This window comes from Halobellus sp. H-GB7 (assembly GCF_030848585.1).
GTDB lineage: Archaea > Halobacteriota > Halobacteria > Halobacteriales > Haloferacaceae > Haloquadratum > Haloquadratum inordinatus.
This window is the reverse complement of sequence record NZ_JAVDDW010000001.1, coordinates 233,981-255,707: the sequence shown is the minus strand read 5'-3', so window position 1 is coordinate 255,707 and position 21,727 is coordinate 233,981. Positions and strand designations below refer to the sequence as shown.

Sequence of the window (21,727 nt, the reverse complement as noted above, 5' to 3'; positions counted from 1 at the left end):
TTTCCCAGAAAAAATACGACGTGCTCGCTACAGCACAACATTCCACTGATTAGCCGCCCCAGCCGCCATAGTCAGTAGCAAATTCACGCCCAGTGCAATTGTTGGTAGCCAAGCCAAACAATCGGAATTCGACGTCCTCGAATGGAATTCCCCAGACACCGAGGTCTGGCGGGAACGCTGCGTTTGCGGCTAGGCTGGCGTATGCTTGCTCTGTGTCGTCGTCCTCGATCTCGTAGATCTCGCCCGTCACAACGACACTTCGCCAGACTGCCGGGTCGTCTGCGTCCTGCTCATAAACAGTGAGACAGACGTTCGGGTTCGACTCGATCGCTTCACTCTTCCGGCTGCTGTAGCCACCGCCCCACTGCATCGGAAAAACCATCTCTTCTGCGTCGTAGCCGAAGGAGATCGGGATTGCATACGGTTGTGTGCCGTCGACCAGTGCCAGCACGCCGATGCCATTCCGAACGAGGAGTTCGTCGATTTCTGTTCCCTCAAGGCGCCTCATTACCTCTGTGTTCCCATTTTACTATCCTAAGTGTAATGATTGACGTGTGACACTACTGATGACTGTTAGCCGCTCTTACGGGGACCAGTACGCAGGCAGAGTCCCACGGCTGATTCGGCCGTGAGATCGTGAAAGAAACACTGTGAGAAGTTTTTGACACTCTGACGTATGAGATCGACACGACAGCAGTGCCGACAGTGCAACGCGACGCTCAGTACCGATCGCGAGCAGGCACGTGGCGTCTGTAACAGTTGCAGCCGAACGAGGATCGAAAAATGAGTGAAGAGGGGCCGAAGATCTGGATCGACCACTACGACCTCAACCTGGGCGTCGCCGGCGGCGATGGCGACACGCTCGAAGACGTCCAAGAGATCTTCAACGAACAACTCGCGAAGGCGATCGAGACCGACCCGAAACTCGGCGAAGACGATCTCGATGATGCACGGGAGGTCCAGTGATGGCTAGCGACAGTTCTCGCGAGACGGTGACCGTTGAGGCAGAAATCGAACCGTATGAACTGGAGTGCCTCCGCGAGTGGGCCGACGCGACCGGTACTGACGTCGAAGCGGTGGCCGGCAGCGCGCTCTCGGAACAACTCGAGGAGTGGTGCTAGATGACCGAGGATACTGCAGACGCTGGCGACGGTGGGACGACCATCGGCGTCGACGTCACCAAGATCGGTGGCGGCCTCGAGAAGGCCGACGATACCACGCAACTGAACGAGCGCCGCATCGCGACGGACATCGGGCGTGGGATCCAGCCGCCGTACAACCCCGACCGGCTGGCGGCGTTTATGGAGCTCAACGAGACGCACTCCGCAGCGGTCCGCAAGAAGGCGCGCTACGAGGTCGGCCACGGGTTCGACATCACACCACACCGAAGCGTCGATGCCGAGGACGCGAGCGACGAGCAGTTCGAGACGATTCGCGACTTCTGGCACGGCTCCGAGTCGCAGTGGATGGTCGGCCCCAACGGCACGGCCGCGACCACTCCGGAAGAAGTCCTCGAACAGGCGCGCATCGACTACCACGGGATCGGCTACTGCGCGGTCGAGATCCTTACCCGGGCGGATGGCACGCCCACAGGCCTCGCTCACGTGCCGGCACGGACGGTCCGGGTCCGGAAGGCCGAGACCGACGATGGCGAGGTCGTCAAGGGCCACGGGTACGTGCAGATCCGGAACGGCCGGACACGTTACTTCGGTGAGGCGGGCGACCGGTACGCCGACGATCCGAAATTCGTCGACAAGGAGACTGGCGACGTCGCTGACGACGCACGCGAGCTTCCGAACGAGCCGGCGAACGAACTCATCTGGGTGCAGAACCCGACGCCGCTGGCGCTGTACTACGGCGTACCGGACTGGGTGGCGGCCACGCGGACGATCGCGGCCGACGAGGCGGCCAAAGACTACAACCACCAGTTTTTCGAGAACGACACGATTCCGCGCTATGCGATCAAGGTCACCGGCGGCGAACTCAAAGAGAGCTCCAAGCAGGAACTGCGGAAGCTGTTCAAGAACCTGCAGGACTCACCACATCGCACCGTCATCCTCGAGGTCGAAGAGTTCGCAAAGAACCTCGATTCGGACATCGAGATCGAACTCGTGCCGCTGTCGGCGTCGCGGACGCAGGATATGGACTTCGAGAACTTCCGCGAGCGCAACGAGCACGAGATCGCGAAAGTCCACGAGGTCCCGCCCGTCCTGCTGAACCGGACGGAGACGTCGAATCGCTCGAACTCGAAAGAGCAAGTCCAGGAGTTCGCCCTCTCGGTGATCGCGCCCGAGCAGCAGAAGTTCGCCGCCCGCCTCTATCAGGTGCTTCACCAGGCCGCCTTCGGCGCGCCAGACTGGACGATCGAGTTCACGCTCCGGGGCGCCGAGCAGCCGAAAGATGAGGCGGACGTCGCCCGGACGCGGGTGATGGCTGCCCGCGGGACGATGACCGTCGACGAGGCCCGCGCTGAAGTCGGGATCGGGCCCCTTCCGGACGAGCACCCTGTCGATGGTGACACACTACTGGCTGAACTGGGAGCAGACCAAAGCCAGGAGTTCAATGCCGTCGGCGAGCGCCCCGAGTACCTCCCGCCGGCAGAGAACAAACTCGGTGAGCGGGCAGACGTCACGCTCAAGGAGTCGGTCGAGACAGTCTCCTTCGACAGTACGAATCTCGAGTCGGCCGCGTACGACGCCGACAACGACGAACTGTACGTTCGGTTCAAGCGTGATGAGGGCACAGACTCGCTGTATGTCTACCTGGACGTCCCCCAGCAGATCTGGGAGGGCCTCAAAGACGCCTCATCGCACGGCTCGTACCACTACTCGAATATCCGGACGGAGTTCCCATACGAGGAGATCACGAGCCATCACGACCGGCTCCCGGGCACGGAACAGCCGACGGAGTTACCGACTGGACTCTAGCTGCAACTGCTGTGACGACGGTGGATAACAACACACGAACGTCGAAGCGCGGCTGTCCGATCTGTTTGAGACGGATAATGTACTTCACCAGCGACTTTCGTAAACACTCAAAGCCTTCCACATTCTAGGTACTGGCGCCGATTGAATGATCGGCACTCCGGGGAGGAGAGGAATGTGTCAGAGGCACACTCTCCTCCCCTTTGTACCATTCATCTCTATTTGTTATCTACAAATAAAGATCACTACTCTAGAGAGTTGTGAGCTGAATTCGCATACGCTTCCACATCCGTTTGTGTAATTATTCCGTGTGGTTAGTTCTGTGACAATCGCGCCCAGACGCTCGTAGCGCACTCCCGATGACGCCTGCCGGGGCCGAGGTCCAGACCCGGTTGGATGTTGGAGGTTGGATTTCTCACGCAATGACTGACGAGACAGCGCCGCGTAGATTCACGAAGACGGCCACGATCAAGGCCGTCGACGAAGAGGCGCGGACGGCGACGGGGGCTGTCCTGGTGCCCGACGAACTCGATCACCAGGGCGACTTTCTCCGCCCCGAGGCCATCCGCCGCTTCCACAGCGATGACGTCGCGACCGGCGTGATGCATTCGGCTTTCCCCGATGATGCCGCCGCCCTCGAACGCTCGGAGGTGATCGATACCGCCGAAGAACTCGATGGCGCCACGTACCCACCAGGGACGTGGATCGCGACGCGTCGCTACGACGACGACGACCTCTGGCAACTCGTCGAAGACGGCATTCTGACGGGCTTCTCGATCGGCGGCGAAGTCTCGGAGGCCGTCGAACACGAGGAACTCCCGGACGAGGTGACCGTCCCGGACGCCGTCGAGCACGAGGACGCCGGCGGCATCGAACTCGTCGACGGCAGCGTCGATGAGGTGTCGGACGTCGACATCCCGGCCGTTCCCAGAGCGACGTACAAAGGCGATCTCGCGAAGGGCGTGCTCGAAGAGATCGACGGCGAAGACGAGTTCGTCGCCGTGATGACCGAGCAGCGCGGGCACGACGAAGCCGACGCCCGCCAGCTCTATCAGTACCTCAGCGAGCACACCGACGCGGACGATCCCGATGGCGATAGCGACGCCGAGAACACGGCGACGCACGCGACGGAGGTTTCTGATGCTATGACAGACCCCGACCACGAAGACGAACCGGCCACTGACAAGACTCCTGCAGATCCGCAAGTCGACGACGCCACGCTGGGCAAGCGGCTGAAGACGCTCCTCGGACTCGGTGGGGCAGATGCAGATGCCACGGCCGATGACGGCACTCAGGCGACAGCCAAGTCCGAGGCCCTGGACACGGAGACGACCGATGCTCCCGCAACCGACGACACCGAGAAAGCCGGCCGGACACTGTCGACGTCGAACGTCGACGCGGTGAAGGCTATCCACGACGCGTCGATCGACCTGCTCTCGCAGGCCGACGGGTGTGAGACGGCGCTGCGCTACACCGACCGAGAGGACGATGACTTCGAGATGGCCGCCTATGGCGCCGACTCACCATCAGGAGAAGCGGGAGGCAGTGGCGAAGACGACGAGGACGTCAACGAGAACGACGACGAGGACGAGGAGAGTACCAAGACCGCCGACGACGGCGCAGTAACAGCGGCCAGAGGCACACTCGAAAAGGAACTCACGCCCGAGCAGGCGACGATCGTCGCCGACGCCGTCGAAGAGTTCGTGGATGCCCACGGCGATGCGACGGTCGGTGACTTCCGTGATTGGTTCTGGGAGATGGACTGGGCCGACGAACTCGACCCAGACCAGATTGTCGCCCTCGAGAGTGCGTTCGACGAGTGGTTCGACGCGATGGCCGCAGAAGAACAGGTTATCACAGACCAGTTCGCCGACTGGCTCGGCGAACAAGCAGAAGACACGGAGCTTACGATGAGCAACGACCCTGAGGACCCGCCCGCGTGGGCGGCGACTCTCACTGAGAAGGTGGACAGTATCGAGAAGCGAGTCTCTGAGATGGAAGACGACGAAGACGCCGAGAAGTCGCTAGAGGACGCCCCCGAGTGGGCGGCCAACCTGGCCGAGAAGGTCGACGACCTCGACGAGCGCGTCGAGACGATCTCCAAGCAGTCCGGCCACAGCCAGCAGCTCGGCAAGACCGCCGACGAAGAAGAGGAGACCGAGAAGTCGAACTTCACGCTGGACCCGCGGAAGGCGGGGCGGTGATCTAAATGAGCATTCGGAACACCCGCGACAAGAACGAAGACGCACTGGAAAAGCTGGACACGACCACGATGTCCGGGGGCGTGCTGCCCCGGGATCTGTTTCAGGAGTTCTACCAGAAGGTAGTCGACTCTGCCGCGATGCTCGAAGGCGCCCGCACCGAAGAGCTCCCGCGCCCGCAGATGGACCTGCCGCGTATCTCCGTCGGCGAGCGGATGCGCCGCGGGGCCGACGAGGGTGACGGTGATTCGGGATCGGCGACGGTCAACACCGACGCCGTCAGTATGGACACCAACAAGGGCACCCTCGCGTACGACCTCACCCGCGAGTCCGTCGACGACACGGTCGACAACGTCGACGAACTCGTCCTGGATATGCTGGCGCGGCAGTTCGCGGTCGACACCCAGGACCTCGGCATCAACGGCGACGAGTCGTCCGGTGACGCCTTCCTCAACCAGCACGACGGCTGGCTGAAGATCCTCGCGAACGCGACGGACACGAACACCTACGACCACTCGGACGCCAACGGCAACCCCCAGCCGATCAACACGGATCTGTTCAACCAGATGATCCAGGCGATGCCGAACAAGTACCTCCGTTCGGATCGCTTCGAGCCGGTCTTCTACGCCAACGAGAACCAGGTCCAGTCCTACCGGATGCAGCTGACCGAGCGCGAGGACCCGCTCGGGTCGGCGGTCATCTTCGGCGACGACGACATCACGCCGTTCTCCTACCGCGTGGAGGGCATCGCCGCGTGGCCCGAAGACACGGTCGTCTTCACGCACCCCGAGAACTTCATCTACGGGCTGTACGACGACGTCGAGATCCGCGTGCTCACGGAGACCGACAAGGTCGCCGAGAACGACCTCTTCGCGCGCTACTTCATGCGGGTCCGTGACGACTTCGAGATCGAAGACGAGCAGGGCGCTGTGCTCGGGACCAACATCCAGACCTGAGGTGGACAGTAGATGAGTACCACTAACGAGCAGGTTCGCCGGCGCTACGAGAACGGCGAGCTCCTCAACGACGGCGCGCCGAAGCACGTGGAGACAGACGCGCCGGCCAACGGCGCGGATACAGTCGTCGGGACAGACGCCGACGTCCACGTGGTCACGGCCGACGGAACGAACACTGTCGACCTCTCGAACATCGAGGCAGCTGGCCGCCAGGTCACGGTCGTCCACGACGGTGGCGCGAACACGCCAACGCTGTCGTTCGCTGATGCCGACTTCGTCGGGACCGGTCCGTCGAACATCACGAGCGCCGGCGCGACCGCCACGGTTCAGAACATCAACGGCAACGCTGACGGCTGGGTCGTCGTCGCGACCGGGAGTGCCTAACGATGCGTCGCGTCCGCTACACGGCTGAGGGCGGCCACTATCGGACCAACGGCATCGGCTTCGGTCCTGGCGACGAGCGCGACGTCGACGCCGATCTCGCCGCGTACCTGTGCAGTCGGGACGACTTCGAGGCCGTCGACGGCGGCGCTGGGCCAACAGATGCGACTCCCCACGAGGCAGCCGAGCCGCCTGACGAGGCTGTGGATGGCACGGATGACACAGACAGCGCCTTCGACGTCGGCTCGTTCCTCGATCGCAACGTCGATCCGATTGCTGAGGACATCCTGGCTGGCGAGGCGGACGCACACCTCGACGAACTGAGTGCCGAAGCCTCCCGCGTCACCGTCACCGACGCGATCGGCGAGCGTCGTGCCGAACTCGAAACGGAGGGCTGACTGAATGCCCACGTGGCACGACAGCGTCGCGATCGCGGACTCGAAGACGTTCAACGCCGGCGAGTCGGCCAGCGCGCTCGTCGAGAAGTTTCACACGCCGGCGGTGTGTGTCGCCGTCGAGAACCTCGAAGGCAACGCCGACGATACCATCACGGTCGAGATCGTCGGCGACGTCGGCACGTACGAGGTCGACAGTCGGACGCTGTCGGCGACCGGCAGCTACGTCGTCGACGTCCCGCAGTGCGAGCAGGTGCACGTGACGAGCGCGAACGGGACGACGATTTCTGCAGAAGCGCGGAACAACCCGCGGTGATCTGAATGGCAACGGGGTACTGCACGCTCGAAGACGTCCGCCGAGCGCTGCGGAAAGCATCGCTGCCGGGCGACATCGGCCAAGATAAGCAGATCGCCGTCGACGCGGTCGTCGCCCAGACCGAGGAACTCGAAAAGACGTTCAGTCGGCACTGGTACGCGCCTGATGGTGCAGACATCCTCTCGGAAGCGTCGACGATCGACATCCCCACCAGCCCGAAGACCCGGAATGACGAGGAGTCGCTCCCGACCAGTGGCGCGATGGCTGTCGCTGCGCCGCCGACGCCAAAACTCTACCAGGGCGACTACACGCGGATCGATCTCGCCCGGCGCGATGCGAAGGCCGTCCAGCAGTTGCTCGTCCGTGATCGTGATGGGGGCTACACTGACTGGATCGCGAGCGACGAGTACACTGGCGGCACGTGGCCCGACGCCCTCGGCGACGACTATTTCCTTCGTGTGAACAACGGCGGCCAGTCGGCGCTGTATCTGGACACGACGAACTTCCTCGAAGCAGACGATGACGACGAGTTCTATCTCGACTCGTTCGTGAACGCGGTCTACGTGACGTGGGAGTACGGCCACGAAGGCATCCCGCGGAACGTCCGCCGGGCGGTCGCCTTCCGCGCTGGCGCCGAGCTGGTCGAGGAAGCAGTCGTCGAGATTCCCCAGAACGCGACCGTCTACAACGTCGACACGAAGGCCGAGAAGATGCGCAACCGCGCCGACGAACTCCTCGACGTCTACCGCTGATGACGACGCTTGAGTCGGGCTTCGAGGACAAGCTCCACACGGCTCTGTTAGATGATGCAGAACGCAGGGCCCGCGAGGAGATCGCGCCCGAACTCAAGACGAAGGCCAACGATCTACTGACGCGCTACGGCCAGCGCCACGACTACGACGTCGGGACGCTCGTCGACGCTGCTCGCGTCGAGGTCGGGCGGACGGCCGACGCCGTTACCATCACGCTGTACTACCCACACCCGGCACTCCTGTTCGAGCGTGGAACTGCAGATCACGAAGTCACAGGCGACCCGCTCAGTTTTGTTTGGAGTAAAGACGACGACCCGCCCGAGTGGGTTCGCGAGCAGTTCGAGCGCGAAGGTGACGGCTGGCGCGTGTTTCTGCAGACAGTCGAGGTCTCGGGGCTGCCCGAAGCGGGCTTCATTCGAGACGCGCTGAACGCGATGCGGCAGAACCTACAGCGATAGAGCTACTGACGATGAGTTTTCCACAAGTCGACTGGACGCTGTCACAGCTCGCCAGCGTCGCCGACGCCCAGCCCGACGAGCACCCGCTGACGCGTGTTGACCGGGACGACGCCGAGGTCTACGAGACCGGTGATGCGGTCGATATGGCTGCGCCGATGCGGACGCGAACTGCACAACTCAAACAGGCGAACTACGTCGGCGCAACGCTCGCATCGGCCGATCGGTCACCGATCGGCACCGAGTACGACTACCACGTCGACGACGTCGTCCGTGTCCGCGTCGAGGGACTGCATCATTCTGAGTGGGGCCACATCGACCCGGCCGGCCAAGACGGCGTCGCGTTTGCGGCGCTCGTCGACGCGATCCAGGATGCAATCGACAGCGCGGCGACCTTTCCACAAGTGCCGGGCGAGGACGCACGCTACACGCACCTGCTCGTCACGAACGACGATCCACAGTCGAGCGACTGGGCGGATTTCTACCGCTATTCGTTCGACATCGAATTTTCCGGCTACGAAGAACGATGATCCAGGATGATCGACGCGGCCACCGCGCCGCGACTGACGGAGGAACCGTATGACCGGCGCCGGCAGCGCGACTGTCGCGTTCGGCCTCGAAGATGGCTTCGGCGGCTCGATCGTCGACAGTGACAGCGACGGGAGTCCAGAGTACTATCTCCCGTTCAAGAACCCGACCGTCGATGAGCTCTCGGTGGACAACGCGCTCCAACGCGAGCGCGATCCTGGCGACGTCGAAGCCGATGGCTCGCTCGCCCAGAACTTCGAGGGTGGCATCTCGATCTCGGGTGAACTCGCAGAGCCGCCGAAGTGGCACGAGCTCGTGTTCAACGACGGCGGGACGGGCTTCACGACGGGGCGGATGCCCTCAGGAACGTTCTTTTTCGGCGTCGACTACCTCGACGGCACCGCCGAGTGGGCGGCCGAGCAGGCAGTCACGACGGACGTCACGGTCAACTGGCAGCAGGGACAGCCGCCGACTGTTGACTGGACGCTGATCTACGGCAATGCCTCCTCGAACATGTCGATCACACCGTCGAACATCCAGACGCCAGGGATCAGCGACATATACGCCTTCCACGGCCTGGACCTCACGATCGACGGCACGACCGTCTCGAAACTCCAGTCGGCGTCGCTGTCGATCCCAACCAATGCCCGATTCCATCGTGACGCCGACCGCCATCCGACCGACGCAGTGATCGGCTCGGTAGATACGACACTCACGACGGACGCGATCTTCACCGGGCCATCGAACTTCGAGGCTGCGCTCGGCGGCACCACGCCGGCGACGATGCTCTCGGAGGTTTCGGGCTCGATGACGTTCACGAACGGAAACGGAACGGCGCTCACGTACAATCTCGGTGGGATGAAGCCGAACAACTACTCGTGGAACCAGCTGATCGACAACGACAACGATCTACAGGACCCCGTCGAATGGCACGTCTCGTCGCTGGGGGTCACATAAGATGCCACTCGGTACGAACACACTGAACTTCGACGACGAGGTACAGCGACTTCGCGAAAAGCGCGAAGAACTCCTCGACAGAGTCGCGGCACTTGATCCCGACAACCCCGAAGCGGCGCGGCTCGAACAGCGGGGACAGAACATCGATGACTACCTGGCCGGCCTCCGGTGGGCTCGCGATGAGGCGTATGAGGATCCAGACGTCAGTGTCTGGGACGCCGACGCCGATGCAGTCACACTGTGTGGGCTCACTGGCGGCGAGTACGCCGGCGTCGAAGATGACGTCCGCTCGGCCGCCCTCGAACGCGAGCAGGCGTCGGCGTCTGGCACCTCGCGCGTCTATATGGTCGCTCACGGGACTGTCGACGCACCCTACCACGACGAGGACTACAGCGACGCCGAGTTGCTCGCGGCGACACAGCAACTCCCGTATCAGTTCCTCAAGTGGGCCGAGATGCACATCAACCGGATGACGACTGTCGGTGGTCAAGAGGGAAATCAGAGTTTCTCCGCCGCGGTCGCGGAGAGACGTCGGGAGATGTCGACCGACGAACCGAACTGAACTGGTTACTTGCTGTGGCAGCGCTCCACGGCCACGATCCACGGGACGCCCGTGAGTGGCCACTGGCCGATCTCCAACGCCTCGAGTTCGCACACGAACTCACGATCGCGAAGATGACTCCATTCACCGATGTCTGAATTTGCTGCGACCGCGTCGCTCGACGTCGCCGTTAACCAGGCGTCACTTCGATCGGCGCGACAGACGGTCGAGGACTCGATCGGGAACATCACTGTCGACGTCGCGACCGATGGCGGTGCTGCAGGCGCTGCCTCGCGCGGGCTCGCGAACGCCGGCGGTGGCGGTCCCTCTCTGACTGGTGGCACGACAGCCACCGAGCCAGAGGGGATCGGAAACACACTCACCCAATCACTCGAAGTCCAAGAGTCGATTCTCGAGGAAGTCGAGGACATCAACTCACAGGGCGGGAGTATGATCGGCGATATGGTCTCGAACTTCGTGACTGAAGCGGGCCCGTCGGCCGCGGGCGACTTCGCCGGCGAGGCCGTCGGTGCGGTCGCCGACACGATCGGGGGTGCGCTGGGGCCGGCAATCGGGACCGTCATCGGCGATGCGCTCTCGAACGCCACGTCGGGAGACGTCAGCGGCTCAGTGTCGCTCACAAAGCCGGAGTGGGTGCCGCTTCGTGTTGCTCGCCCGGGGTGGGCCCCACTGGGCGTGTCCAAACCGAAGTGGGACGTCGGCGTGAGCAAGCCCAGTTGGGAGGTTGGTGTGGCGCGTCCCGACTGGGAGATCGGCGTCGCCAAGCCAGACTGGGCACCGCTTGAGATAGAGGACGTCGAGCCGATCCCCGTCGACGCACCGGAATCAATCCCGGTGACAGTCGACACGCCACGGCAGCGACAGCCTCCGACGACACCGCCCAACTCGACCGAGTCAGAGAAGACACTCTTGGGGAACATCGGGAAAGGCGTGACCAGAGGGGCAGCGGCAGGAGCTGTGACGGGCACTGCTGCAGGGTTCCTGGGCGGGCCTCTTGCTCCCGTCTCAGTCCCTGGCGGTGCCATCGCAGGCACTGCAATTGGTGGTGCTGTTGGCGGTGGCCTCGGTGCCGTCGACTACGCCGCCTCAGAGCTAACCGCTGGGCAACAGCAGCAACAACCACGCACCTCGGTAACGAATGAGATCTCGATCACGAACCGCCCGCGCTACGAAGTCCGTGTCGATGGCCTCGATCGCGACGAGATCCGGCGGGCGGTCGAGGAGGCACAACGCGACAATCTTGCTGAGTTGGAACGCCGACTCGACAAGGTCGAACGGGAGCTCGACCGGATGCGCCGCTCGATCAAACAGAGCGCCTGATCACGACGTGTGTAGCACCCGGAAGTGGCCCGCGATGAGGCCGAGCACTGCGCCCGTGAAATGCGCCAAGAGTGCGCTGCCGGGCGCACTCCACTCGATAGTGAGCCACGCAGCTGCGACGGCGAAGACGACGACCGCAATCCGGAACGAGATACCGAGCCACCCAGCGACGAGCTGTGACACGACATTCGACGTCAGCACGTAGCCGACCAACGCGAACGCGGCACCACTGGCACCCAACACAGCGATTGCGGTGCCCTGCAGGTGGAACACCAGTACTTGCACCACGCCGGCGAGCACGCCAGTCGTGAGAAAGAACAGATGAAAGCGGAGTGTCGACGTCGAAAGGGCAACGATCCCGCCGGCGATCGCGATGATCACGGCGTTCGCGAGGAGGTGCCCTGGACCGAGGTGCGCGTACACGCTGGTCACGAGCCCCCACGGGCGTTCGCTGAGAGGGGTGGCAAGAACGAACAGTCGGGAATAGCCCACGAACATCCCGATCCACGCCACCGCCGACACGAGTACCATCAGCGCGAGCGTCTGCACGGCCGGGTTCCTCGCGATCGCACCTCGCATTGTCTCGTCAGCAGGGGCTGGGGTACTCATACCGCCCACTCGGGGCCCGTGTCTCGTAAAGTCACTGCCACGAACGTGTCCGAACCTCTATGTCAGTTCCGCAGTGAGAGCCATTGTGACGCGTAACGGGACGGACCAACGCCGGATTACGGACCTTTCGACGCCAACACCCGAGGCGATCAAATATCGGAACACGCAGTTCCTCCGGGATCCGGAGCACCCGTACGAAACGGGGCTCGACGATGATCCCGAACGCCTGCGGAGGAAGATTTGGAATGTCAGAAACGGCGACCTCCGGCGACTCTTCCGTCAGTTCCCCGTCCAAGAGCCACTGCCGCGACAGTGTGCGCACTGGGTCCACGCAGTCGTCGGGAAACACTTCTTCCCGGATGCGAATCACCGGACTGCCATCGCAACACTCCGACGGTTAATGCGGCACAACGATATCTATCCGCCGGCGTGGCCGGTCGATCGGCTCCGGACTGCGCGAAAAGAGTCACACACGATTCGCGGCGAGGTTGATCCGATACGGCTTGATACGCTCTACCGTCGCGATCGACTGCACGACCGCTGGTACGAGTTCTTCACGGCTGTCGATTTAACAACCGACTGAAAACGGGGACAGAGCGAGGCCTACTCGTCGTCGCTATCGTCGTCATCGGCGAGTGCGTGATACATTTCCGCGTTCTCGTCGACGTCGCGCTCCATATCACGGACCGCGTCCCAGTCCATCGGCATACCTGAAACCTGCACGTGAGTACGTAAATCAGTTACTCTCAGTAACACCCTGATGATGCCTGTGTCGCCGCAGCACGGGTGAGGCGCCCCGACGCGGCGTTCGATTTTCAATACCAATGACCGAACGATTGAGCGGTGCCGTTATCCAAGTTGAAGCGAACCTGGACGGGCAGAGCCGGACAGCGAGTCTTGAGCTCCGTAAGGACTTCGAGCGTGAAAGCGAGTCGACACACGAGTTCGTTGTCGGCCCAGTCGGTGAGATCGGAGCCCGCGTCCTCAACCTCGTCACAAATAGTGACAGCCGACTTCGCCAACCGTATGTTATCGACGCCGGCGGCGGTCGCGTCGCCTACGATCTGCGGGCGACACTCTCGGAGACACCACACAACGGCTCGTACCTCCAGATGGGCGACACTGGTGATCCTGACCACCTGACTGCGACCGACGCCACGGGTGCGGACGCACGCACGCAGGCCGACGTTGCCCAGCGCTGGCTCTCACAGAGCACGATCGATTCAGTCAACCCCGCAACGCTGCACATCGGTCACTATCACGACGGCACGTACACCGACTCAGGCGAAGCGGGGCTATTCGGGAGCCCACTGGACGTCTACGTCGCCAACACGCGCGTGATTATGTCCTCTGAGGAGTCCTCGACCGTAGATTTCAACGTGACGCTGGTGCCCGTTGCAACGCTCGCGAACGCACTCGATGCCGCTGCACAGTTGGGTTAAGAGTACGCTATATGAACTGGAGACTCTACCGACTCGTCATTCGGAACCAGGCAGTACTGCGCCGAGGGCGTGGGCTACAGCGAAACACGGCACAGCTCTCGAAGCTCTCGGGGCAATCAACGTCGAAAGCGATTTCGCTTGCACCGGGAGAGATCCGCTTCGAGTTCCTGCGCGCCGGCGAGTACGCCGCAAAGCTCGCTCAAGAGGCGAAAGAACTGTTCGACGCTGAGGGCTTCGAGACGGTCCCGCTCTACTCGATGGGCTCAGAGACAGAAACGGACGGGTACTACGTCCTCAAATCCGCCGATGGCCGGCCACTCGATCCAGCGACCAATCGGCTGCACCGCATCGACGGTGTCCTTCGGGCCGCTGGGACACGCCGCTCGCACCTTCGATCGGTTGCGACGACGATCGCGACGCAGCCGAACGACTTCGGCAACGATGAGCGGGCTCGCGTCGGTGTCGACGCCCGCGCCACCCGGCCGCAATGGAAGGATCGCACCTCGAACGCGACCGAAGACGCCACGATCGTCACCACTCGGACGGGCGCATTCGGGGACGTTGCGCTCGTGGATCCGCAGGCGTCGACCTTCGAGGCCCCCACGCTCGTCTATGACCTCCCGTACGAACACCAGGGCGCGATGGACGTCCGCGTGTGGGACGATCGCGGCCACGGCCTGGACGGCAAAACCGACAGCGACGGGGTCGTGCAGTGGGCGCGGGTGTTCACCACGAGTCACGAGTTCGCCGGCGCGACCGTGCTCTCGAACGGTTTGGTGCGACTGCGCTGTGCCGATGACGCTGAGACGATCGCCGCCGAGCGTTACGATGCAGGCGCGGGTGCGTGGACGGCGGTCGCGCTCGGTAGTTCGGAGTGGACGCTCGTCGACGTCGGCGTCGTCTCGATCGGGCCGGCGGCGGTCGACGCGCGGTTGACGTTCGCGGATCGGACCTCCTCGCCCGTGGCGTACTACGAGCTCGCGGCGCGAGTGACGCGGGGTGACGAGACGATCCAGTTCACGACGCCCGGTCGCGACGCGCAGGGTGGCACGCCTGCCGGCCTGCTCGACCTGCTCGATCCGATCGCGTCGACGTCGCGATTAACGGCGGGTGAGTCGCTGGGGCTGGTCGCTCGCGACGACGTTCGGTACTGACTGCCGGCGAGTCGGGTCGGTTCGATCAGACTCGGTTGGACTCGATTCGACTCAATTCGGGTCGCTCGGATCGATACGAGACCGATGATGCCGCCGTGGCCCGCGGCGTGCGGAGGACCCTGGGCACTGCGAGGCTATTCATAATGACTGAAGGACTCAGTAACTACGGCGAAGAGACACTGTTGAACGCGCTGGTCGGCCTCGACGTCGACCTCATTCTGTACGATGATTCGACCGACGCACTGACCGATTCGGATGGCACCGGCGCGATCACGACCGAGCCGAGCGGCGGCACGACGACGCAGACGATCACCGTCCAGTCAGGAGACCTCTCGCTGACGAACGACGACTGGACGTTCGCTCGCAGCGTGGTCTTCTCAGACGTGTCCGCAGCGAGCGGGCGCGTCGACGCCGTCGCTGTCGCCGAGAATGGGACGTCGAACATCCTCTTTCGGGGGTTGCTCGACTCGGCAATTACGGACATCGGCCCGGTCGACAAGATCGACCCGCTGGACGTTAGCCTCCCGCTTGACTAACGATGGCTGATCGCTGGTTCGTCGTCCCGGTGGCGACAGACGATCAGGGTGCACAGCATCCGAAGTACAGCAACCGCGACGGCGTCGGCGGCTTGGCGGGCAACGTCGTGGACTTTGCAGCGACTGAGTGGAGCAGTCTCGACTACCCGTTCGTCGGCGCAGAGCGGTACGTCGTGCGACTCTACGCCGACGGCGGCGAACGAGTTCGGCGAGTCCGTCCCCTCGAACGAGGCGAGCGTCGACGTGGCTGCCGCGGACCCGCAGGTCACGATCACAGCGACAAACACCCTGTCGCGGCGGGCGAGCCGCTGCGCGTTGACGTGGCGGTCACGAACGCGGGCGACCTCGCGGCGACGGGCGAACTGACGCTTTCGGTTTCGGAGCAATAACACGATAATGACAGACCACGACATCCTCATCATCGGCATCGAGAACTGGACGACTGGACAGCGACCCGACGGCATCGACAACGACGACATCCGCAACGGCGCTCTCGTTTCTCCCGCAGGTCAATTTCATCAATGTCTCAACACCGAACCAGGCGGGGATTTCGAGGTGCGGTTAGTTAAAGATAAGAGAGACCTCTCCCAGTACGAGGGGACGTGGACGCTTCACTTCGCCGATGGGACGACGCACGACCAGGAGTCGTGGAAGTCCGCCGTCGCACAGGCGTTCAACGACGGCAAACAACTCGTCGACGTGGACGGAGTGGTCCCGGTTCCCGCCGACGATGTCGACATCGCCAACAGCATCATCTCGAATGGGCTGCCCGCACAGTATCGCGGCGACCGCGAGCGCGTGCAGTCGTGGGCTGACGAGAACGGCATCTCGCTGCCTGCGGACACCTACGAAATGATGCGAACGGCCTACGAGGAGGGCTGCCCCGACGTGACCAAGACCGAGCCGCCTGAACTCTAACGATGGCGTTTGGAGACGTTCTCCGAACCAGTGCCTCGCCTGATGCCTCTCCCTGGGGTATCGGGGGCGATGGCAGTACGATTTGGCATAGTAACCCGAGCGCCAATACCCTCTATGAACTGTCGCCATCGGACTTCTCGACGGTGCAGAGCGCAACACCGCCTGGTGCTGGGCCAATTGATATTGGGGGCGATTCTGACACTGTCTGGCACACTGATGATGATAGCGGGACGGTCTACGAACTCGCGTCGTCCGATTTATCGACCGTTCGCAGCTCCAGCTCTCCAAATAGTTTTCCCGATGGGATTGGCGGAGATGCAGATACCATCTGGCTCTCACAAAATTACGATCCACTATACCACGAACTTTCGACATCGGACTTCTCATCGATCCAAAGTGCGAGCACGCCGACGGATTCGCCGATAGGTGCAGGCGGCAATACGGAAATCGCCTACCACAGCGAGTTCGACACAGGCACGCTTTACGAACTCTCGACCAGTGACTTCTCGGTCGTCAATGATGCCAGCGCGCCGGGGGGCCAGCCGTACGGTATCGGAGGCGATCGCAACACCGTCTGGGTAACTGATCGAACTAACGACGAACTCTACGAGGTCGAGGAGCCGCCAGAACTGCCCGCTGCACCGACGAACCTGAGCGCGACGCTCCAATAATAGATGGCGACAGTAGACCTCTCGTGGACGGACAACTCAAACAACGAGGATGGCTTTCGGATTTACCGTACCACCACGTCCTCGCCGTCGTTCCCATCTGATTACTCACAGATCGACACGGTTGGGTCGAACACGACGACGTACTCCGATACGTCCGCCCCTGACGGTGATGTCGTCTACTACGCAGTCACCGCCTACAACGCGGCAGGCGAGTCCTTGGAGACGACGACGAACATTGACACGACGAAACCACCCTCAACGCCGCAGAACCTCGCGTTCACCGACACGGCGACCGAGGGCGAACTGTCGTTCGCGTGGGACGCCGTTGACTGGGGTGGCGAGCAGGGTGACTATCAAATCTATCGCGCCGAGGCGAGCGGTTCCACACGCTCGGACTACACACAGACCGACACCGTTCCCGCTGGCACAACCTCCTACACCGACACGGGATTAGAGGACGGCGAGCGATACTTCTACCGTGTCGGGGCGACCAACTCGGCGGGCGACTCCGACCTCTCCAGTGAAGTCAACGCCACGACGGTCCTTCCCGCGCCGACCATCGGTGACCTATCTGTCAACTCGAACGATAACGTCGATGTCCCGTGGACGTATAACGACAACTCGACCGACGGCGGCGTTGACATCGAGCGCAAAATCGACGACACGCCACACAACCCAGTCGCCTACTGGAAATTCGACGACGCCTCGGGTGGTGTCGTCCCCGACCAGATTGGGAATAAAGACGGCCAACTCGTGAACGCGTCGTTGGTGTCGTCACCCCTTGGCGGCAAGATGGTGTCGTTCGACGGCGACGACGCCTATGTCGACCTCGGCGACCTCTCGGGGTTAGTTGGGTCCGAAGCTACCTTGGCGATGTTCGTCAAGACGACGCCGTCGTACTCAAACGGGTTCACAACGCTTGACGGGAGCGGCAAGACGTCTCATTACGTCTATGGCGACGGGACGGCATATATTAACGAACTACGGTCCAGCCGTGTCGATGTCGGACAGCCACCAGTTGATGTGACGCAACTCCACCACCTCGCAATTACTCACAAGGCAGGTGCGACCGACGGGTGGACGGTCTTTTTCGATGGCTCACCCTTCAAAACCGTCGATGGCACGGCAAGTATTACTCTCGGGGCGGGGGCGAAACTTGGGGTTGATGGTGGAAATTATATGCTGGGTGCGATGGACGAGGTGCGCCTCTACGACTACGTTCTCACCGAGAGCCAAATCAGCGACCTGACGCAATTCCCGTATTCGTGGTCGGATATTGCCACCAGCATATCACCCTCCACGACATCGTACACCGACACGTCCGTCTCCGAGGGCACGACCTACGAGTACAGAGTCGAACGCAACACCGACCACGCGACGGCGACGAGCGGCACGGCACAGGTTACGACGCCCACCGTCGTCTCGGCAGCAGTTAGTGCATCAACGACTGGCTCCCCAACGGTTGCATCAACGACTGGCTCCGAGCGGAGCGCAACTCCGACCGCAACGGCGACGCCGACGGCGACCGCTGAGGCAGTCAACACGACGCTCGCGGCTGACGTTGCAGCAAACGCCGCCCCAGCGACGTCGGCCACGGCGGACGTCGAACGTCTCGTTGCTATGTCCGCGACGTCGCCACCCAATGTGACGGCGGTTACGGCGGCATCGCCGTCGGCCACGCTTGGAGCCGGCGCATCGCCAGCCGCGACACTCGGAGACGTCACTGCGTCGGTCACTGCCGATCTCGCTAGGCCAAACGTGGCGCTCTCCTGGCAGGCCAGCGATGACCTCGCAGAGATCTACTCCATCTATCGGTCCACCGCGGCGTCGCCATCGTATCCTGACGACTACGAGCGGCTTGGCACAACGACGGCTACGGCGTTCGTCGACGAGACACCACCTAGCGACGAAACGCCGAGCTACGTCGTTACGGCGAGTAACGACACGGGCGAGTCACCGCCATCGGCGCCGGCCACTATTGCGGTACCGGCGTACGGTGGCTACTCGAATCCAGCGGCGGCAGTCGGATCAGTGAGCGCCTCGACGTCAAGCAGTGTGAGAGCGACCGCGACGCCCACTGCAGCGGTAACGGCAACCGTCCAGCACGCCCTCTCTGCCTCCGCGACCGCGGCACCCACGGCGGCGCTCGGTGCGCTGTCGGGGTCGCTGGCCGCCCCCTCGGGCTTCGCGATCACCGGCCACACGGCGACGAGCGTCTCAGCCTCCTGGACCGACAACGCGACCGAGGAGGCTATCTATCGACTGCTGCGCGAAGAAGAGTTCCCCGATGGGTTCGGCCCCCAGCGCGTCGGCGTCGAACTCCCAGCGAACGCTGAGAGTGGGACCGACGACACCCTCCTCCCGGACACGACCTATCGCTACCGCGCCGAGGCCGCAATCGAGGTTACCGACGACGGGCGGAAGGTAACGGCCGGAAGCGACACCGCAACTGTCACGACCGACGCGCCAGCCGAACCGACGACAGCCGCGCCTGCGACGGGCTGGTACGTCGAGATCGATCACCCCGACGGCCGGACGCTCACCCCCCGCGTCTTGGAGGGCGCGACACCCCGCCCGACGCTCAACGGCCTGCCCGAAGTTGAATTGCCGGTCCCGCGAGACGAGTCCTGGTTGGATCCGGCCTTCGACCGCGCGCCGGTCCGCGTGTGGCACGACGGCCAGCGCCTGCCCGTCGAGACGCTCGTCGATCGTTCCCAGGCGCCCGACCAGACCGTCCTGACGGCGCGGGGTGGCGACGAGCTCACCAAGCGGATCGAACGCAACGTCATCGAACAGCAGTCCCACACGTTCGTCGAGGACCTCATCAGCGCGGAGACGTCACTGGCGACGCACGTCGACGAGCCGGTGGGGACGATCACCGAGAACGCGCCGCTGCTCGACGCCGACACGACGACCGAACTCACGGACGCGCTGCGAGACGCGATCGCCGCCACGGACCCGATCGACGCCGCGAATGGGGCGATCGACCTGCTGGATTCGTGCCACGTCTTCGAGGCCGGTGGCGGGGCAACGGGTGGGACCGTCTCCGATAGTGCAGCCTCCGGAGGCGAGGCGGCGACGTTCTTCGATACGTCCCATAGCTACACGGTGACCGCGTCACTCGATTACGACATCCCGGCCGAGCACGTCGGCGTCGCGCTTCGGTTTCGCAACCCCAAGGATCCGGACGGCGACGGTACTTACGAGGGCGCGACTGGCGAAGTCATCGTCGACGGCTACAACCTTGGCCCGCAGTTCGGGAATGCGAACAACTCTACGTATTCGTGGGGCAGGTCAGAAGGCGAGTATGGTGGTGGCGATCTGTCGGGCTCGGTCGACGTCGAGATCGAAATCGTCTCGAATGCTCCCTCCGGCGCCTCGACGTACGTCGATCTGGTGGTGGTGTACGACACGCGCTTTTCCTACACCTGGGACAACACCGTCGACGCGAACAACGCGCTCGCCGGTCCCGAGCCCAAACCCGACCAATGGGACGTCGTCTTCTCCGAGGTGCGCGCTGTCCAATCCGTCGCCGGTGGCAAGATCACGGTGGCGATGGACGATACCTCTGGGAATCAGCACCTCGCGCTCTCACCCGATGGCGGTGCCACGTGGCAGACGGCCGCGAACACCGACTCGTTCGCGACGGACTTCGCGAATCTTGTCGATGGTGTCGCCGCGCGAGTGCGGCTCTCTCGCTACGGATCACAGTCGACGACGCCGACGCAGGGTGTCTCGGGACAATCCCTCGACACTGTCGAGTTGTTTGCCGACCTGGACTCGACGCCGATCGTCACCAACGAGACGTTCGACGGGGAACTGCGAGAGGTCCTCACGACGGTCGCCGAGAACGGCGATTTTATCTGGGAACTGCAGTGGGATCCCAGCGCCGGCGGGCTCACTCTCGAATGGACCCAGCCCGGCCAGCGGACGGCCACCGTCGATCCCGCACTCGTCGATTACGAGGTCGACGTCGATTCCTCCGCCGTGAATGAAAAGGCGATCGTCTATGGCGTCTCTCAGACCGTTCGGGACGAAGAGATTACGGCGAGTTCCGGGACGGCAGTCGCACTCGCCAACGACTACAACCAACCCGGCGAGATCGCCGTCGTCGCGAAGAGTGACGGCACCGAGTATCGTCTTGGCATCGACTTCGAGTACGACGCCCTCGCTGGTGACGTGACGGCACTCCCTGGGGGTGGGATCAGTGATGGCGAGGCGCTGTTAGTCGACTACGTCACCCGCGTTCGTGGGACGTATGCGCTGCCGTCGTGGTCGGGCGATGAGACGCTCGCGACGACCGAAGAGGTGCCAGGCGCGACGACCGATCGCGCGGCGGCCCAGGCCGCGTACGTGCTCGTCGAGCAGACCAACGAGCCGATCACGACCGCGACAGTCACGATCGACACGCGCGCCGGCTGGTCGCTCGTCGATGCGTTGTCGGTCGAGCAGCTCCCGACCGACGAGCCGATGGAAGTGTGGTCGCTCGAAGACCAGGGTGGCACGCTCGTCCTGCAGTTGGGGAGCCGCGACCGGATCGGCGAGGTCATCTCGCGGCTGCAGAGTCAGCTTGAGACGACCGCCTCGAAGGTGTGACTCCTTCGCCCACGCCTTAACCTACAATCCCGGCCGCCAGCGGTCACGTGTTGG

General features: G+C 63.2%; 24 protein-coding genes. 22 read left to right on the top strand and 2 right to left on the bottom strand.

Annotation, left to right across the window (positions count from 1 at the left end; all coding sequences use genetic code 11):
* Positions 1-49: 49 nt before the first annotated feature.
* The gene (locus tag RBH22_RS01330; RefSeq protein ID WP_306676304.1) at positions 50-508 is read right to left on the bottom strand and encodes a pyridoxamine 5'-phosphate oxidase family protein; all 459 of its coding nucleotides are present in this window, start codon (positions 506-508) and stop codon (positions 50-52) included.
* Between the two features lie 275 nt (positions 509-783).
* Here RBH22_RS01330 and RBH22_RS01325 point away from each other — a divergent pair, with 275 nt between their 5' ends.
* From RBH22_RS01325 to RBH22_RS01260, 14 genes are all read left to right on the top strand, one after another.
* Complete coding sequence (locus RBH22_RS01325) at positions 784-966, top strand: hypothetical protein (protein ID WP_306676303.1); 183 nt, start codon at positions 784-786, stop codon at positions 964-966.
* Positions 966-1,121 carry a hypothetical protein gene (locus tag RBH22_RS01320; protein ID WP_306676302.1) on the top strand — a complete coding sequence of 52 codons (156 nt, stop codon included), beginning with the start codon at positions 966-968 and terminating at the stop codon, positions 1,119-1,121. Before RBH22_RS01325 ends, RBH22_RS01320 begins: the two co-directional genes overlap by 1 nt.
* On the top strand, positions 1,122-2,927 hold the full coding sequence (locus RBH22_RS01315; protein WP_306676301.1) for a phage portal protein: 1,806 nt from the start codon (positions 1,122-1,124) through the stop codon (positions 2,925-2,927).
* A gap of 419 nt (positions 2,928-3,346) precedes the next feature.
* Positions 3,347-5,128, top strand: a complete 1,782-nt coding sequence (locus tag RBH22_RS01310; RefSeq protein ID WP_306676300.1) for an XkdF-like putative serine protease domain-containing protein — start codon at positions 3,347-3,349, stop codon at positions 5,126-5,128.
* A 5-nt stretch (positions 5,129-5,133) separates the two neighbouring features.
* Positions 5,134-6,081, top strand: coding sequence for a phage major capsid protein (locus RBH22_RS01305; RefSeq protein ID WP_306676298.1), 948 nt, complete (start codon positions 5,134-5,136; stop codon positions 6,079-6,081).
* 12 nt (positions 6,082-6,093) lie between these two features.
* Positions 6,094-6,465, top strand: a complete 372-nt coding sequence (locus RBH22_RS01300; RefSeq protein ID WP_306676297.1) for a hypothetical protein — start codon at positions 6,094-6,096, stop codon at positions 6,463-6,465.
* Between the two features lie 2 nt (positions 6,466-6,467).
* Positions 6,468-6,860, top strand: coding sequence for a hypothetical protein (locus RBH22_RS01295; protein ID WP_306676296.1), 393 nt, complete (start codon positions 6,468-6,470; stop codon positions 6,858-6,860).
* 4 nt (positions 6,861-6,864) lie between these two features.
* Positions 6,865-7,173 carry a hypothetical protein gene (locus RBH22_RS01290; RefSeq protein ID WP_306676295.1) on the top strand — a complete coding sequence of 103 codons (309 nt, stop codon included), beginning with the start codon at positions 6,865-6,867 and terminating at the stop codon, positions 7,171-7,173.
* A gap of 5 nt (positions 7,174-7,178) precedes the next feature.
* Positions 7,179-7,925, top strand: coding sequence for a hypothetical protein (locus tag RBH22_RS01285; protein WP_306676293.1), 747 nt, complete (start codon positions 7,179-7,181; stop codon positions 7,923-7,925).
* Positions 7,925-8,383 (top strand): hypothetical protein, encoded by a 459-nt coding sequence (locus tag RBH22_RS01280; RefSeq protein WP_306676292.1) that lies wholly within the window; start codon positions 7,925-7,927, stop codon positions 8,381-8,383. Before RBH22_RS01285 ends, RBH22_RS01280 begins: the two co-directional genes overlap by 1 nt.
* An 11-nt stretch (positions 8,384-8,394) precedes the next feature.
* Complete coding sequence (locus tag RBH22_RS01275) at positions 8,395-8,910, top strand: hypothetical protein (protein ID WP_306676291.1); 516 nt, start codon at positions 8,395-8,397, stop codon at positions 8,908-8,910.
* A 49-nt stretch (positions 8,911-8,959) separates the two neighbouring features.
* Positions 8,960-9,865, top strand: a complete 906-nt coding sequence (locus RBH22_RS01270) for a hypothetical protein (RefSeq protein ID WP_306676290.1) — start codon at positions 8,960-8,962, stop codon at positions 9,863-9,865.
* Between the two features lies 1 nt (position 9,866).
* Positions 9,867-10,427: a hypothetical protein gene (locus RBH22_RS01265; protein ID WP_306676288.1), complete on the top strand. Its 561-nt coding sequence runs from the start codon at positions 9,867-9,869 to the stop codon at positions 10,425-10,427.
* Between the two features lie 129 nt (positions 10,428-10,556).
* Positions 10,557-11,747, top strand: coding sequence for a hypothetical protein (locus tag RBH22_RS01260; RefSeq protein ID WP_306676287.1), 1,191 nt, complete (start codon positions 10,557-10,559; stop codon positions 11,745-11,747).
* On the opposite strand, the gene RBH22_RS01255 is transcribed toward RBH22_RS01260, so the two are convergent.
* A complete protein-coding gene (locus RBH22_RS01255) occupies positions 11,748-12,356 on the bottom strand; it encodes a rhomboid family intramembrane serine protease (RefSeq protein WP_306676286.1) in 609 nt (202 codons plus the stop codon).
* Positions 12,357-12,441: 85 nt separating this feature from the next.
* Between RBH22_RS01255 and RBH22_RS01250 the strand changes: the two genes are divergently transcribed.
* The 8 genes from RBH22_RS01250 (at position 12,442) to RBH22_RS01215 (ending at position 21,673) form a co-directional block, all read left to right on the top strand.
* On the top strand, positions 12,442-12,939 hold the full coding sequence (locus RBH22_RS01250; protein WP_306676285.1) for a hypothetical protein: 498 nt from the start codon (positions 12,442-12,444) through the stop codon (positions 12,937-12,939).
* A 241-nt stretch (positions 12,940-13,180) separates the two neighbouring features.
* A complete protein-coding gene (locus tag RBH22_RS01245; RefSeq protein ID WP_306676284.1) occupies positions 13,181-13,798 on the top strand; it encodes a hypothetical protein in 618 nt (205 codons plus the stop codon).
* Between the two features lie 11 nt (positions 13,799-13,809).
* Positions 13,810-14,952: a hypothetical protein gene (locus tag RBH22_RS01240; protein ID WP_306676283.1), complete on the top strand. Its 1,143-nt coding sequence runs from the start codon at positions 13,810-13,812 to the stop codon at positions 14,950-14,952.
* A 143-nt stretch (positions 14,953-15,095) separates the two neighbouring features.
* On the top strand, positions 15,096-15,488 hold the full coding sequence (locus RBH22_RS01235; protein WP_306676281.1) for a hypothetical protein: 393 nt from the start codon (positions 15,096-15,098) through the stop codon (positions 15,486-15,488).
* Between the two features lie 2 nt (positions 15,489-15,490).
* A complete protein-coding gene (locus RBH22_RS01230) occupies positions 15,491-15,877 on the top strand; it encodes a hypothetical protein (RefSeq protein ID WP_306676280.1) in 387 nt (128 codons plus the stop codon).
* A gap of 7 nt (positions 15,878-15,884) precedes the next feature.
* A complete protein-coding gene (locus RBH22_RS01225; RefSeq protein WP_306676279.1) occupies positions 15,885-16,406 on the top strand; it encodes a hypothetical protein in 522 nt (173 codons plus the stop codon).
* Positions 16,407-16,408: 2 nt separating this feature from the next.
* Positions 16,409-17,077, top strand: coding sequence for a hypothetical protein (locus RBH22_RS01220; RefSeq protein WP_306676278.1), 669 nt, complete (start codon positions 16,409-16,411; stop codon positions 17,075-17,077).
* Between the two features lie 3 nt (positions 17,078-17,080).
* Positions 17,081-21,673, top strand: a complete 4,593-nt coding sequence (locus tag RBH22_RS01215; protein WP_306676277.1) for a fibronectin type III domain-containing protein — start codon at positions 17,081-17,083, stop codon at positions 21,671-21,673.
* Positions 21,674-21,727 lie beyond the last annotated feature (54 nt).

Excerpts from the sequence above, each read along its gene's own strand:
- RBH22_RS01330 (WP_306676304.1), bottom strand. The coding sequence starts at position 508 with ATGAGGCGCCTTGAGGGAACAGAAATCGACGAACTCCTCGTTCGGAAT.
- RBH22_RS01325 (WP_306676303.1), top strand. The coding sequence starts at position 784 with ATGAGTGAAGAGGGGCCGAAGATCTGGATCGACCACTACGACCTCAAC.
- RBH22_RS01320 (WP_306676302.1), top strand. The coding sequence starts at position 966 with ATGGCTAGCGACAGTTCTCGCGAGACGGTGACCGTTGAGGCAGAAATC.
- RBH22_RS01315 (WP_306676301.1), top strand. The coding sequence starts at position 1,122 with ATGACCGAGGATACTGCAGACGCTGGCGACGGTGGGACGACCATCGGC.
- RBH22_RS01310 (WP_306676300.1), top strand. The coding sequence starts at position 3,347 with ATGACTGACGAGACAGCGCCGCGTAGATTCACGAAGACGGCCACGATC.
- RBH22_RS01305 (WP_306676298.1), top strand. The coding sequence starts at position 5,134 with ATGAGCATTCGGAACACCCGCGACAAGAACGAAGACGCACTGGAAAAG.
- RBH22_RS01300 (WP_306676297.1), top strand. The coding sequence starts at position 6,094 with ATGAGTACCACTAACGAGCAGGTTCGCCGGCGCTACGAGAACGGCGAG.
- RBH22_RS01295 (WP_306676296.1), top strand. The coding sequence starts at position 6,468 with ATGCGTCGCGTCCGCTACACGGCTGAGGGCGGCCACTATCGGACCAAC.
- RBH22_RS01290 (WP_306676295.1), top strand. The coding sequence starts at position 6,865 with ATGCCCACGTGGCACGACAGCGTCGCGATCGCGGACTCGAAGACGTTC.
- RBH22_RS01285 (WP_306676293.1), top strand. The coding sequence starts at position 7,179 with ATGGCAACGGGGTACTGCACGCTCGAAGACGTCCGCCGAGCGCTGCGG.
- RBH22_RS01280 (WP_306676292.1), top strand. The coding sequence starts at position 7,925 with ATGACGACGCTTGAGTCGGGCTTCGAGGACAAGCTCCACACGGCTCTG.
- RBH22_RS01275 (WP_306676291.1), top strand. The coding sequence starts at position 8,395 with ATGAGTTTTCCACAAGTCGACTGGACGCTGTCACAGCTCGCCAGCGTC.
- RBH22_RS01270 (WP_306676290.1), top strand. The coding sequence starts at position 8,960 with ATGACCGGCGCCGGCAGCGCGACTGTCGCGTTCGGCCTCGAAGATGGC.
- RBH22_RS01265 (WP_306676288.1), top strand. The coding sequence starts at position 9,867 with ATGCCACTCGGTACGAACACACTGAACTTCGACGACGAGGTACAGCGA.
- RBH22_RS01260 (WP_306676287.1), top strand. The coding sequence starts at position 10,557 with ATGTCTGAATTTGCTGCGACCGCGTCGCTCGACGTCGCCGTTAACCAG.
- RBH22_RS01255 (WP_306676286.1), bottom strand. The coding sequence starts at position 12,356 with ATGAGTACCCCAGCCCCTGCTGACGAGACAATGCGAGGTGCGATCGCG.
- RBH22_RS01245 (WP_306676284.1), top strand. The coding sequence starts at position 13,181 with ATGACCGAACGATTGAGCGGTGCCGTTATCCAAGTTGAAGCGAACCTG.
- RBH22_RS01240 (WP_306676283.1), top strand. The coding sequence starts at position 13,810 with ATGAACTGGAGACTCTACCGACTCGTCATTCGGAACCAGGCAGTACTG.
- RBH22_RS01235 (WP_306676281.1), top strand. The coding sequence starts at position 15,096 with ATGACTGAAGGACTCAGTAACTACGGCGAAGAGACACTGTTGAACGCG.
- RBH22_RS01230 (WP_306676280.1), top strand. The coding sequence starts at position 15,491 with ATGGCTGATCGCTGGTTCGTCGTCCCGGTGGCGACAGACGATCAGGGT.
- RBH22_RS01225 (WP_306676279.1), top strand. The coding sequence starts at position 15,885 with ATGACAGACCACGACATCCTCATCATCGGCATCGAGAACTGGACGACT.
- RBH22_RS01220 (WP_306676278.1), top strand. The coding sequence starts at position 16,409 with ATGGCGTTTGGAGACGTTCTCCGAACCAGTGCCTCGCCTGATGCCTCT.
- RBH22_RS01215 (WP_306676277.1), top strand. The coding sequence starts at position 17,081 with ATGGCGACAGTAGACCTCTCGTGGACGGACAACTCAAACAACGAGGAT.